General features: G+C 72.8%; 15 protein-coding genes. All 15 read right to left on the reverse strand.

The window, feature by feature from the left end; translation table 11 throughout:
* Positions 1-93 precede the first annotated feature (93 nt).
* A complete protein-coding gene (locus ACFWXO_RS42700) occupies positions 94-1,452 on the reverse strand; it encodes a tyrosine-type recombinase/integrase (protein ID WP_380531977.1) in 1,359 nt (452 codons plus the stop codon).
* Positions 1,453-1,553: 101 nt separating this feature from the next.
* Positions 1,554-1,754 (reverse strand): helix-turn-helix domain-containing protein, encoded by a 201-nt coding sequence (locus ACFWXO_RS42705; RefSeq protein WP_380531939.1) that lies wholly within the window; start codon positions 1,752-1,754, stop codon positions 1,554-1,556.
* A gap of 480 nt (positions 1,755-2,234) precedes the next feature.
* Positions 2,235-3,710, reverse strand: a complete 1,476-nt coding sequence (locus tag ACFWXO_RS42710; RefSeq protein ID WP_380531941.1) for an ATP-binding protein — start codon at positions 3,708-3,710, stop codon at positions 2,235-2,237.
* A 2-nt stretch (positions 3,711-3,712) separates the two neighbouring features.
* Positions 3,713-4,567 carry a DNA primase gene (locus tag ACFWXO_RS42715; RefSeq protein ID WP_380531943.1) on the reverse strand — a complete coding sequence of 285 codons (855 nt, stop codon included), beginning with the start codon at positions 4,565-4,567 and terminating at the stop codon, positions 3,713-3,715.
* 227 nt (positions 4,568-4,794) lie between these two features.
* Entirely contained in the window at positions 4,795-5,055 is a 261-nt protein-coding gene (locus tag ACFWXO_RS42720; RefSeq protein ID WP_380531946.1) for a hypothetical protein, read from the reverse strand.
* 15 nt (positions 5,056-5,070) lie between these two features.
* A complete protein-coding gene (locus tag ACFWXO_RS42725; protein ID WP_380531949.1) occupies positions 5,071-5,505 on the reverse strand; it encodes a hypothetical protein in 435 nt (144 codons plus the stop codon).
* Positions 5,506-5,632: 127 nt separating this feature from the next.
* Positions 5,633-7,681, reverse strand: coding sequence for a plasmid transfer protein TraB (gene traB / locus ACFWXO_RS42730; protein ID WP_380531952.1), 2,049 nt, complete (start codon positions 7,679-7,681; stop codon positions 5,633-5,635).
* Between the two features lie 13 nt (positions 7,682-7,694).
* Positions 7,695-8,231 carry a plasmid transfer protein TraA gene (traA, locus tag ACFWXO_RS42735; protein ID WP_380531955.1) on the reverse strand — a complete coding sequence of 179 codons (537 nt, stop codon included), beginning with the start codon at positions 8,229-8,231 and terminating at the stop codon, positions 7,695-7,697.
* Between the two features lie 85 nt (positions 8,232-8,316).
* Positions 8,317-8,739, reverse strand: coding sequence for an ATPase (locus ACFWXO_RS42740; protein ID WP_380531957.1), 423 nt, complete (start codon positions 8,737-8,739; stop codon positions 8,317-8,319).
* Positions 8,740-8,750: 11 nt separating this feature from the next.
* Entirely contained in the window at positions 8,751-9,524 is a 774-nt protein-coding gene (locus ACFWXO_RS42745) for a DUF4097 family beta strand repeat-containing protein (protein WP_380531960.1), read from the reverse strand.
* Positions 9,525-9,541: 17 nt separating this feature from the next.
* Complete coding sequence (locus ACFWXO_RS42750; protein ID WP_380531963.1) at positions 9,542-9,916, reverse strand: RRQRL motif-containing zinc-binding protein; 375 nt, start codon at positions 9,914-9,916, stop codon at positions 9,542-9,544.
* Positions 9,913-10,245 carry a hypothetical protein gene (locus ACFWXO_RS42755; protein ID WP_380531966.1) on the reverse strand — a complete coding sequence of 111 codons (333 nt, stop codon included), beginning with the start codon at positions 10,243-10,245 and terminating at the stop codon, positions 9,913-9,915. The genes ACFWXO_RS42750 and ACFWXO_RS42755 overlap by 4 nt, the downstream gene beginning before the upstream one ends.
* Positions 10,242-11,249, reverse strand: coding sequence for a DUF2637 domain-containing protein (locus ACFWXO_RS42760; protein WP_380531969.1), 1,008 nt, complete (start codon positions 11,247-11,249; stop codon positions 10,242-10,244). Before ACFWXO_RS42760 ends, ACFWXO_RS42755 begins: the two co-directional genes overlap by 4 nt.
* Positions 11,250-11,343: 94 nt before the next feature.
* Positions 11,344-11,736 carry a WhiB family transcriptional regulator gene (locus ACFWXO_RS42765; protein ID WP_380531972.1) on the reverse strand — a complete coding sequence of 131 codons (393 nt, stop codon included), beginning with the start codon at positions 11,734-11,736 and terminating at the stop codon, positions 11,344-11,346.
* On the reverse strand, positions 11,736-12,002 hold the full coding sequence (locus ACFWXO_RS42770; protein ID WP_380531974.1) for a hypothetical protein: 267 nt from the start codon (positions 12,000-12,002) through the stop codon (positions 11,736-11,738). Before ACFWXO_RS42770 ends, ACFWXO_RS42765 begins: the two co-directional genes overlap by 1 nt.
* Positions 12,003-12,743: the final 741 nt, after the last annotated feature.

Here is a 12,743-nt window from a genome sequence, read left to right on the forward strand (position 1 = left end):
CAAACTCGTAATGCGTAGGTCGCGGGTTCGAATCCCGCAGGCGGCTCTGTAGAAGCCCCAGGACTCACTCGCCGTGACCTGGGGCTTTTGCCTTTACTGCATCCGTCGCCGCCGTCGCGCGCGGGCCGCCCTGGTGTTCGTGGTCTCAGTTGTGGTCTCACTTTCGGCCGGTTGGGGCCAGAGCGCGTTACCCATTCGCCGGGCCGCCTCACGGGTCGTCGGAGTGGTCGTCTTGACGTAGCGGCGGGTCATGCTGATCTGAGAGTGGCCGAGGATCTCCATGATGGTGAACGGGTCCACCCCCAGCTCGTTGAGGATCGTCCCGGCGGAGTGGCGGCTGCCGTCGTGCTGGCGCCGGTCCTCGATCCCGGCCTCGGCCAGCAGCTCCTTGAACTCCTCCCAGTCGGCGTGGGGGTCGACCGGCTGGCCGTCGGGGCGGCACGTCACGAGTCCGTAGTCCTGCCACTCCTCGCCGGCCGCCGCCTTCCACTCGTCCTGCTGCTGGCGCTGCTCGCGCAGCAGCGGGATCAGTGGCGGCAGCAAGGGGGTCGTGCGCCGGCTGCCCTTGGTCTTCGGGCGGGTGAAGGCGAGGCCGCCGCCGTGCCGCTTCGGGCAGGTGCTGGCGTGCCGGTCGCACTTCGGAGGGCAGGGCTTCGGGCACCCGCGCGTGTAGCGGCGGTGCTTGGTGCACCCGGGCTCGCACGCGTCCCGGTGCAGCCGCTCGCCGCACGCGTGCGGGTCGTCGCACCCGTGGCGCCACTTCAGCCGCTGGAGCTGCCAGGACGTGTCCATCTGCCCGGCGTCCTCGTCGACGTACTTCCAGCGCAGGCCCAACGCCTCACCCTGGCGCAGCCCCTGGCCGACGCCGATCACCCAGCGGACGCGGGTCGGGCGCTTCATCGCGGCGACGAGGAAGCGCCGGGCCTCCTCCTGGGTGAACGGGTTCGCGTCCGTCTCCTCCACCGTGGGGGAGTCCACCAGGGTGGCGACGTTGCGGGCGACCTTCCCGCGGCGGTGGGCGATTTTCAGCGCGCGGGAGATGATCCGATGCACCTTGAGGATGTGCGATCCGGCGCGGCCCTCGGTGCGGAGCTGCCCGTACAGCTCATCCAGGTGCTCCGGCAGCAACCGGTCCAGTCGGTGCTTCCCGATGCCGGGGATGATGTGGTTCCGGGTCTTCGACCAGTAGTCGTCCAGGCTGCGCGGCTTCAACCGCTGGTTCGCGATCGTGGTCAGGTAGGTGGTCATCCACTGCTCAACCGTCGGCGCCCGGCCGGCGGCCGCCACCTGTCCTGCATCGCGGTCGGCCTCCAACTTCTTTACCTTGCGCCGCACTTCGGGCTCGGTCTTCGCGCTGCGGTGGCGCCGGTCGGGACTTCCGTCCGCCTTCACGCCCATGGTCACGCGGCCGTGCCAACGGCCGTCCGCGCCCTGGTAGATGGTCGATTCCATGTTGGGCAGGCGGGTCTTGCGCTCGCTCAAGTGGTGCTCCTGAAACGGGTCGAGGGCACCCGGCGCGCTGCCGGATGCCCTCGACGGGTGGTCGGTGCGGATCAGGCGGCGTTGGCGGCCTGGCGCTCGATGTACGCCTCGACGTCGGCCGGCCGGATGCGGCGGGAGCGTCCGATCTTGATGGACGTCAACTCCTTCTCCGCCAGGAGTTGGTAGAGCGTCGAGCGCCCGATGTGGAGCATCTTCGCGGCCTCCTCGGCGGTCAGCAGAACCGGGCGAATCGTGGTGGCAGGCACGGTCACGGTGGTTCCTTCCTTGGGGCTCGATCGCCCTGGTCAGCAGCTGCGGTGTTTGGTGGCGCCGATCGTGATCGGGATGCGGGGCGTGTTTGTCCGAGGTGGGGATTTCTGCGTCATCGCGTCATCTGCGTCATTCGAGCCTGTGACCTGCGGTTTTGCGTGACGTAGCGGGCGGGGTCTGCGTCACCGGTGCGTCATCACCTGCGTCATGCGATGACGCAGGTGACGCAGGATGACGCAGCGGCCGTCGTCTGCGTCACCCTCTTCGGCGCAGGTCAGGGGCCGTTTCCGAGGCCGTGTGACGCAGGTGACGCAGCGTCTTCCTACTTAGGAAAAGAAGGGGGCTGTTGATGTAGTTAGGCGTGCCTTAGGGCGTGAAGAAGGAGCCGCTGCGCGGCGCGACCCTTGGGCGGCTTCGCCGAACAGCAAGAAGAGCACCCGTCCGGGACGGAGCCGGGTGCTCTTCTTGCTTGTTTGGAGCGGTCAGAGCAGCCGGGTCTGCTCGTGCTCGACGGGGGCGGCCGGTCGGGCCATTTCGAGGTAGCGGCTCTCCTTCGTACGGCCGGAGTCGATGAGGACGCCCCGGGCCGCGAGGGTGGGCTGCAAGCGCTTGAGCCGGTCGGACAGCACCTTGCCGGTGGTCGGCCAGCCCTTGGGCACGGGACGCAGCTCGTCGCCGCTGTAGAGGCGGCTGAGGCACTGCAGCCACTCCGTGGAGGACATGCGCTGCGCCCGTCCCGGGGCGATGGTCTCGGCGTGCTGGAGGACGGTCTGCGCCAACAGGTCGCCTTCGATGACGTCGTCGTTGAGGTCGTCCAGGCTGGCCCGGTAGGCGGCCAGCGATCCGAAGCCGGTCGCGGCGTCGAGCTGCGCGCACAGGTGCGCGAAGTCGGCCATGCGCAGGTCGGTCGGGGTCTCGGCTTCGGCGGCGCGGACCTTGACCGTGAGGTCGAGCAGGGACCCGAGGACGACGGGCAGCACCTCGGCGTACTCCGCCCACAGCTCCGCCTCGGTGCGCCGGATCCGGGGGCGCTCCAGCCGCAGGGGCAGGAGGCGCTCCGCGAGGTCGGGCCGGATGACTCCGACGTCGATGCCGGTCAGCAGCAGGGGCCGGCGGTAGGCGGAGCGGTGGACGTCCCCGTCGGTGAACAGGGCGCGCTTGACGGACTCGGCTCCGGTGACGATGCAGCACATGGCGTCGGACAGGTCCGGGCCCATGTGGCTCAGGTTGTCCAGGGCGGTGACCCATCCGGCCGCCACGGCGGCGATGAGGTCCTCCTCGCCTTTCGGGGCCCGGCGCAGGTCCCCGCTCATCCCCTCGATGATCCGCACCAGCATCCGGCCGCCGGTGGACTTGCCGGCGCCCTGGGGGCCGGTGAGGAACGGGGCGGGCACGGGCACGGACGGCCCCAGGCAACCGATCAGCCAGGCGATGGCCAGGCACTCGGTCGCCGCGTCGGCGAAGTTCGTCAGCCGCAGCAGCAGGTCGATGCCCTTGCCGTCGGTGTCCCGGGCGGGCAGCGGGAGCTCGCCGGTGAGCTGGGTGCGCTTCCAGCACACCTCACGCGGGTCCGGGACGGTGATGTCCCAGCCGGTGGGGTGGATGCGCACGGACTGGCCGTCGGCGCGCCCGAGGTCGAGCCAGGTCGCCCCGTCGAAGCCGGGGGCGACCCGGATGTGGACGGGCTGGACGTCCTCGGTCAGTGCGAGTGCTTCGATCAAGTCCAACGCCTCCTTGATGGCGGTGCCGTTGAAGACGCCGCGCCCGTCCTTGAACAGGCCGGCCATGAGTTCCTGGCGGTGGCTGCCGGTGGTGCCCTGGGAGCGGATCGGCCGGGCCACGGGGTGGCCGGTGCGCTGGGCGTACACGGCGCCGTCGGCGGTGCGGAAGTACCGGAAGTGCTGGCGGGCGTAGTCGGCGACGACCTCACGCGCCGGGGTCTTCTCGTCCTCGGCCACGGCTACATCCCCAGCCTGACGAGCGCGTTGGCCCAGGCGTCGGCGCAGTGCCGGGGCGACTCTCCCTTGGCCTGCGCGGCGGCGAACAGCCGCTCCGTGTGTGCCTCGGTCAGGCACCCGCAGCGGCCGTGGGTGGAGAGCACGGCGAGGAACGTCGCGAACACCGTGGCGTGCACAGCACTGGCCGCCTCGGTGATGCGCTGCTCGGCCATGGCGATTCCGCGGTTCAGATACGCCGGGGTGCGGTGCGGGCACGCCCCGCCGTCGGCCAGTGCGGGCACGGCGGCGGCCACGGGCCGGACGACTGCGGGCGTCTTCACGACCAGGTCGCGGACGGCGTCCGGCCGGGCCGTCATGGTGCCGGTGCCGGGGCCGAGCCAACGGGCGTAGGACATCAGCGACTTGATGTCCACGCCGGGCCGGACCGCGTTGGCGGAGGGCATGGTGCCCTGGTAGAGCCAGTGCTCGCCCCGAGTGGTGGGCACGGTTCGCGTGGCGGGCAGGTTCTCGCGGGCCCAGGTGATGGCGTCGGCGTTGTCGAGGTCGACGACGGTCCACCCGACCCCGCCGGGGTGGTAGGCGACCGCCGCTGCCTCGCGCCACGCCCGCGCCCAGGCGGGGGAGGTGAGGACGTCGGGGTCCGCGGTGGCGGCGGCCCAGCCGTGGCACGGCGTCGGGCAGGTACAGGGGCCGGTGGTCTTCATGTTCGGCCGGCCGCCGCACGCGTTGCCGGTGCAGCGCCGGCAGTTGCCGAACGGCACCTTCCCGGCCCGCAGCGGCATCGCGGGCACGCCGGCGGCCGCCAAGGCGAGGGCGGCGAGAAGGTGCTCTCCCCGGATCGGGGGCAGATGGGTCATGCTGGACGCCTCCAGTTCTCTTGAGGTGCTGGATCGGCGGCGGCCCCGGTTCTTGGCGGAAGGGGGCCGCCGTTGTCGTTCGCTGCGTTCTCGGCACAGACCTTGTGGGAGGGCCTGCGCCGGTCGTCCCGCAGCGGGGTGGGGCGTCCGCACCAGCGACAGGGGCGGTCGCCGGTGCGGTCGTAGTGGCGGGCGTCGCGCCAGTCGAGGTGGCTGCCCACCGCAGGTCAGTAGGTTTCGGTGTCGGGCGGGGTCCAGCCGGGCCAGTAGCGGGCGGCCCAGGACGGGACGACGAGCAGGCAGCTGCGCCGGTCGGGGTTCCAGCAGCCGCAGTTGACGTACTCGGCGTCCGGGTGCTCGCCGGTCTCGTCGTCGAAGCCGTTGGTCCACCAGCCGTCGCCCCCGCACTGGGGGCACCGCCGATGGGGGGTGTCGATCAGCCAGAGTTCGAGCCGGGGCAGGGTGTAGCAGGTCAGGCGCAGGGCCATGCGAGTCTCCCCAGGTCAGCGGTTGCGGTTGGTGACGTTGACGCTCACGTTCACGGCGCCCCCGCCGCCGCGGCTGCCCCCGCCGCTGTTCTTGAGCAGGTAGAGGACGCCGAGGGCGGCGACGAGCAGGCCGAGCCCGGTGGTGGCGGCGGCGAGGGTCTGGAGCAGGAAGCCGAGTCCGAGTCCTCCGGTGCCGATGCCGATGCCGCCGGCGAGCAGGCGGGCGGGCCACACGTCCCGGGCCGGAACGGCGACCGGCGCCGGGAGCGGGGCGGGGGCCACCGGGGCGGGCAGGTAGGTGAGCCCGGGGTGGTGGATCGGCGCGGGGAGCGGGGTGGGCGGGTGGTAGAGGGCGAGGGGCGCGGGGGCGGGCTGGTGGGCGTAGTAGGGGGTGCCGTCCGGGGTGTAGAGCACCGTGGGGACGGCGGGCTGCGGGGCGGTGTGGTCCACGGTGCGTCTCCCGTCAGGAGGTGTCAGGGCAGGCGTCAGAGCGGGGTGTCAGACGGTGTCAAGGGCCGTCTGACACCCCGTCTGCCTAGGGGAATGGGTGTCAGGGGGTGTCAGGTGTCAGGGGGTGTCAGACCAGCGCCGGGGTGGGGACGATCCGGTACCGGCCGCCCTTCGCGGTGGCCACGAGACGGCCTTCGTCCACGAGTCGGCGGAACTCCCCGGAGACCCACGGGCGGGAGCGGCCGAACTGGGCGGCCTGCTGCATGACGTCCTTGGGGCCGATCACCATCACGCCGGCCTGCTCGAAGGCGGCCACGATGGCGTCCATGGCGGCCCGGGCCTCTTCGGGGGTGAAGTCCGGGGCGGTCGACTCGGGGCCGAAGGCGATGCCGGCCATGCTGTCGGGGACCGGGGGGAGTTCGGCCTGCGGGTCCAGGTCGGCGTCCTCCGGGTCCACCCGCCCGTCGACGTCGTCACTGCCGTCGTTGTCCGGGGTGGCGTACACGCTGTCCTCGTCCTCGTCGGTGGCGCCCTGGTGGCGGTCGGTGTAGGCCTTGCCGGCGGTGGCGGCGGCGGCCTTCGCGGTGACGGGGTCGACCTTGGCGCCGTTGCGCACCGACCAGGCGGCGAGCTGCTCCATGACGCGGGCGGCCTTGCCGGTGAAGCGGAAGGTGCGGCCGGGGGAGCTGTAGCGCTGCTCTTCGACGCCGGGGGTGACGAGGTAGCAGTAGCCGGGGCGGCGGTTGGCCCAGGCACCGGGGCGGGCGCCGGCGTCCAGGACCGGGCCGGGCAGGGCCATGCCCTCGTCCCGGGCGTCCAGACCGAACGCGAGCGCGCTGGGCAGGCTGGCCCGGGTGCTGGTGGACATCTGGTCGTGACTGGGCCGCTGGAGGCTGATGACCAGCGCGATCCCGGCGGAGCGGGCTTCCTGGGCGGCGCCGGTGAACGCGTCCTCCCCCATGAACCGCAGGGTGTTCGCCGCTTCCTCGTACCAGGCGACCAGGAACGGCATCCCGGGGCAGCCGCAGGCGCGGCCCTTCTGGCAGGAGTGCGCCGGATCGGACTGCTGCTCGGCGGCGGCCGGCGTCCACTGGCGGTAGCCGTGGGCGCCGAGCCAGCGGGTACGGGCGGGGATGGCGGCCTGCATGGCGGTGACCATGGTCTCGGTCGGGGCGCCGCCTTCGACGGCCCAGTCCAGGCCGGGCCGCAGCGGGCCGAAGTCCTGGAAGGCCTTGGGGTCAGACAGCCAGACGATGACGTCCCGGCGGCCCATGATCTCGGTCAGGACGTTCAGCGCGCCGTCGCCCTTGCCGGAGCCGGACATGCCGCAGATCAGCAGGTGGGTGCTGTTGCGGCCGGCCTCCGGGTCGCCGGGCAGCCACAGCATGAGCGGGGAGCCGTCGTCGTAGCGGCCGATGACCAGCGGCTCGGCGATCGACCCACCCACGTTGGTGGGCATCTCCCACTCGACCACCTCGGCGAGCATGTCGCGGGGCACCACGACCAGCTCACCGCGCCGGGCGGAGTCGGGGTCGGGCAGGTAGCGCACGGCGGTCGGGGCGACGTCCAGGCCCGACGCGATGTTCGGCAGCGCCCGGGTGACGTCCTCGTTGGTCATCTCCCCAGCGGGGAGGGTGAGTTCGGCGGTGACGCGGTTCGGTTCGACTTCGGCCTTGCGGATCTTCGCTCCGGCGAGCTTGACCTTCTCCAGCAGCGAGCCGTCGGCGTTGTCGGCGGCCTGGACGGCGTCGGGGTTGCGGCGCATGACCTGGCGGATGTTCCAGGACAGGGCCACGACCGGGCCGCCCATCAGGAAGGCGTCCGGCAGCGGCCCGGCCGTCGGCCCGGCGAGCGCGGCCCCGGTCACCCACGCCGAAGCCGCGGCCACCGTCACGGCCGAGTGCAGACGCCGCTGCGGGCCCGTGCGCTTGCCCGCCCACCAGGTCATGCCAGTCAGGGCGACGGAGCCCAGGGTGAGACCGACGCCGGCCGCCGCCGAGCCCTGCCACTCCAGGGACCCGGCGGACCCGGCGATCCCGACCATGCCGGTCAGGATCCACGGCGGCGTGTAGGGCTTAGCCCGGTGCGCCAGCCACGCGGCGATGCCCCGCCCCGTGCTGGCCCCTTCCAGGTTCTCCCGGTGCTGCTGGTCAGGGTCGACGTCCTTCTTCGACATGGCGGGCTTCCTCTCAGAACTGGAACGGGCGCCGCTGCTGCTGCGCGGGGCGGGGGGTCATGACGTCGGCGTACTCGCGCTGGAAGGCCGCCCAGGCGCCGGCCGCGTCCTTGGCCGCGTCGGCCAGGGCGTCGGCGGCCTTGGAGACCTTCTTGGCGACGGCGCGGGCGCGCATCTTCGCCCGGAACCCGTGGTCGCCCGGGACGGGCGGGGCCTGCTCCAGCGCGGCCTTGAGGATCTCGGCCCCCACCTCCACCTCGATCGCGGAGTAGGCGGCGAACGCGCGCAGCGCCTCGCAGTAGGAGCGCACGTCGGCGGCCGAGTAGAACGCGGGCTCCGGCAGGACCAGGGGCGAGGTGCGGTCCACGCCGGTGCCGGGGTTCGCAGCGGCGCCCGGCCGCGGGGCGCCGCCACCGCCACCGTTGGTGGTCTTGTTGAGGTTGATGCTGATCCCGGGGGCGAACGTCGCCCCGGAGCCGAAGCCGTTGCGGTTGTTGTTGCCGCCGGCGTTGTTCGCGCCGCTGTTCGGCGACGTGGTGTTCACGCTCATTGCGGTGCCTCCCCTGCGGGCCGGGACTGTCCCGGCTCCCCGCCCCCGCCCGACCCCAGATGGGCCGGGCGAGGACAGGCAGCCGTCAGCCGCGGGCCGGGGTGACGGCGTCGCCGTCGGCGGTGCGCTCGTGCACGGGCTTGTCGAGGTCGCGGTGCACGAGGTCGACGGGGATGCCGGTCTTGGACAGGCGCCGGGCCAGGGCCATGGCGACGGTCGCGGCGCGGTGGCGGCCGCCCGCGCAGCCGACCGCGATGGTCAGCGGCGCCTCGGCCGGCCCGGCCTCGTAGGCGTCGGCCAGCAGCGCGGTCGCGACGATCAGCTCCCGGATACCCGGGGTCGTCAGGACCGCCCCGCGGACCGGCAGGTCGTTCGCCGTGAGGTCGCGCAGGGTCGGGTCGACGTGCGGGTCACGGAAGTGGCGGCGCAGGTCGAGGGTCAGGTGCGCCTCGGGCGGGGCGCCGTGCAGGTAGCCGAACGAGGTGACGGTGATCTCGGTGACAGCCATGTCCGGGCCCCTCAGCGCTGGTTCTTGCGGCCGGAGATGGTGCGGGCGGTGACGTCGAGGCGACCGGCGCCGGTCAGGCCGATGTCGCCGGAGACCGTGCGCACGGACACGCTGCCGGTGGCGCGGGTGCCGGCGGTGAGTCGGACGTCGCCGGAGACGGTGGTGACGGTGGCGGTGTGGCCCTCGTGGACGGCGATGTGCACGTCTCCGGAGGTGGTGCGGATCTCGGCGTCGGTGCCGGTGCGCTGGGCGGTGACGTCGCCGGAGATCGTGGTGGCCGACAGGATGTCCACGGAGTCCAGGTGCACGTCGCCGGAGGTGGAGGTGACGGACACGACGCCCAGGTGGCCGGTGGCGTCGAGGTCGGCGGAGACCGTCTTGAGCGCGATGCCGAGAGCGGCGGCCGGCAGGAGCACGATGGCGGTGACCGGGCTGGCGCCGATGTGGTGGACACTGCCGCCGGTGACGATCCGGCCGTTGATGATCGTCATTCCGGTGACGTTGCCGGTGACGGTCCCGAAGGACTGGATCACGGTGTTGCCGCGGCCGCCGACGAGGGCGAGGCCGGTGTCGACGTGCGGGACGTCGATGCTCACGGTGTTGCGGCCCTCCGACATCCGGGCCCGGTTGACGGCGTCGGCGGCGGGGCCGTGGTCGTCGTCGGTGGTGAGGTGGACGGTGATGGCCGTGGCGGCGGGGTCGACGAAGACGCGCACCCGGCCGGTGGGCAGGTCAAGGGCGAGCCTGTCGGCGTGGGTGGCGCGGAAGGTGCGAGCAGTGCTCATAGCAGGTCTCCCTGGAGTCAGGCGGCGAGCGCGGTAGCGCAGGTCAGGCAGGTGCCGAGGTGCGCGGGAAGGACGTAGCCGGCGTCCCGGCCGCAGACGGGGCAGGTGCGGCGGGCGGCGTTGGCCTTGGCCAAGGCCGCGGCCTTCGCGGGGGTCATCGGCCGCACCGGCTTGGCCCGGTCGAGCCGGTAGAGGTAGGCGACCCGGGCGCCGGTCTTGCTGCGACGGGAGCGCCACATGATCTGCGCGACGACGTCCTGTCCACCGGGACGCAGGCCCTTGGCGCGGAGCTGCCGGCGGGTGAAGAGGCCACGCGGGGCCATACGCCACGGGTAGGTCGGGGTGCCGCCGTGACGGGCGCCGGCCGGGTCCCAGTGCCGCGGGCGGCTCACCGCTCGTCGCCCGGGGCGAGGGCGTAGAAGCCGTACAGCTCGACCGGGACACCACAGTGGGCGCCGGTGGCGATCAGCCACCCGGTGGTGCCGTGGCGCTCCTGCTCAATGGCGATCGGGTCGAGGCCGAGGGCGGCCCGCCACTGCTCGAACTGGTGGAGGCCGAAGTGCAGGGCGATGTACAACCCCCACGCCCACTCGTGGGTGCCCGGGACCATCATCAACTTCACGTGGACGTCCGGGGCGGGCAGGTTCCGGTGTGCGGTGAGGATGGCCAGCAGCGCGGCGGCGGCGTTGACCTGGTCGGCGTTGGTGTCGGTGGTGGTCACGATGCCTGCTCCTCGGTGGGGTTGGTGGTCTCTTCGGTGGAGCGGACGGCGTGCAGGGCGGGGGGCTCGGTGGAGCGCAGTTCCTGGTAGCGGCTGGCGATCCATCCGGCGGACCAGCCGGTTAGATCGGCAGCCCGGCGCTGCGGGAGCCGGGCCACGACGCAGTCCTGGACCTTCAACCGGGCCTGCTCCTCGGGCAGCCGCTCCTTCACCGCGGGCTCGGCGAGGAGGTCCTTCCTCAGCCGCTCGATCTCCCGACCGGCGTCCTGCTCACGCTCGCGCTCACGGCGCTCACGCTCGCTCACCTCGCGCTCACGGCGTTCACGATCACGCCGCTCGGCGTCCTGCCGGCGCTGCCGGTCGTCGCGCTCGGCGGCGTCCCGGCGGGCCTGCTCGTCCCGCTGTTCGCGGGCCATGCGCTGCTCGTGCTCACGCTGCTCGCGGGCCGTCTGCTGCTCGCGCTCATGGCGCTCACGGTCACGCTGCTCGGCCCGGGCGAAGTCAGCCAGCCGGTCCTCGCGTTCCTGCTTCCGGCGCTCCTCCTGACGCCGCTCGCGCTCGGCCCGCTCATCGCGCTCACGGGCCGCTCGCGCGGCCAGCGCGGCGGCGATCGCCCGCCGGTAGGCGAGGGAGGTTTCCGCCGTGACGATCAGCAGCAGCGGCGCCACCGAGTGGACCGCCACCCCGACCTTGTCGCGGTCCAGGGCGGACTGACCCACGTTGAGCAGCACCGTCATGGCGCCGGTCATCCAGCGCAGCACGACCGGCCACCGGCCGCCGTCGCCGTCCAGGCGGGCGAGCGTGCTGTCCATCCGGACCACGATCACTACCGCCGCGTCCACGACCAGCGGCAGGATCGGAGCCGTCCACCCCCAGTCCTTCGGGGTGTGGTGGGACATGAGCGGGGTCACCGTGAGCACGCTGTAGAGGACCGCGCCCAGCGTGATCGTCCACGTGCCCACGGCCAAGGCCTTCTCGGCCGAGCGGATCTGTTCCTGACTCATCGGCACCTTCACGACGACCACCGCCCGGGGAGCGGAGAGGGCACCGTGAGCGGGCCGTGAGCGGACGTGAGCATCGTGAGCGCGGGCCCGGCCGTCACGCGGCACCCCCGAGGGCGCGGCGCGTACGGGCGGCGGCGCGGAGGCGGCGCTGGTGCAGCGCGTCCCGCTCGGCGGCGGTCAGCCCGCCGAGGATGCCGTGCTTCTCGTGGCGCTGGAGCGCGCCGTCGAGGCAGAGCAGCCGGACCGGGCAGCCGGCGCAGAGCATCTTGGCGCGCCGCTCGGCCCACCAGGCCGCCGCGGTCGCCTCCTCCGTGATCTCGGTGTCCTCGTCGGGCTCCGGGTGGAACAGGTCGGGGTCGGCGCCGGCGCAGGCGGCACCGGGCAGGGCGCCGTTCGGGTTCGGCCGGTACTCGGCGAGCCGGGTGGCCAGCGGGAGGGCGGTCCGGTGCGGGGCGCGGGTGCCGGTGAGGTACAGGCGGCGGATCATCAGGCGGCCGCCTTCCAGGTCAGCACCCAGCGGCGCTCGGCGGTGCGCATCAGGGCGGACGCGAACCGGGCCGCCGGGGCGGGCAGGTCCCGGAGGATCTCCCGCGCGGCGTCGAGGCGGGCCAGCCGGTCCTCGGTGGAGGTGTCGGTGGTGCCGTCGAACAGCTCGGTGTCGACGCCGAAGCCGAAGTCGGTGCCGGTGCCGAAGGCCAGTTCCGCGAATTCCTCGGGGGTCGCGGCCTTGTGGCCTGCAACAATGAGTTTCATGGGTTCACCTCGTCCAATCGGGGGGTGAGCCCGCAGGGCCGCCGCGCCTACCTTGGCCGGGAGCGCGGCGGCCCGCCTTACGCGGGCCCAGCCACTCGTCGAGTCACGAGCAGCCGCGGAACCCGACGCGAACCGCCGCCGCGAGAGCGGCCGGCGCGCGCCGGGAACCGTGATCGCTGGTGAAGCGATCGGAAGCGGTGAGCCCCGCCCGCTGTCAGCGGCGGGGCTGGATACAGATCTGGGGCATGCCCATGGGGCTCCTCAGGTCAAAGCCCCTGATGGGGCTGCTTGTTGGGGTTGCCCGTCCTACGGGCATCAGGTCTCTCGGGCCTGGTCCGGCGCCTCTCTCTGCTCAGCACCAGCAGGGCGGCGCACCCCAGGACGGGGTGCTGCGTGGCTCGCTGCCGCCGGCGACATCACCCGGTCGCCGCGGGGACGGTCTTCTCATATCCGCCACGTGCGTTGGGACTCCGCTGCATCTCCCCACGCCCCCGAAGGAGCGGCATGCCACTGCGTAGGGGGAGAGCACGTGTCGCGGTGGTTCAACTCCCCGGCGGGCCTGAGCCCCCTAGGTGCCTTCCGCGACCGCTGCCCTCGCGTCGGTCCCGCACGATCGTGTCTTTAGTTTTCAAGGAACTGCGCTTCCCTGGCCGACCCTGAGGAGCCGACTTCCGGGCGCATTTGTCCAGCTCGGAGCAGCCCAAAGAAGGGCTGTCAGTTCGCCTGCCTCGCCATGCGAGA

Origin of the sequence: Kitasatospora sp. NPDC059088 (genome assembly GCF_042738155.1) — a bacterium.
Classification (GTDB): domain Bacteria; phylum Actinomycetota; class Actinomycetes; order Streptomycetales; family Streptomycetaceae; genus Kitasatospora.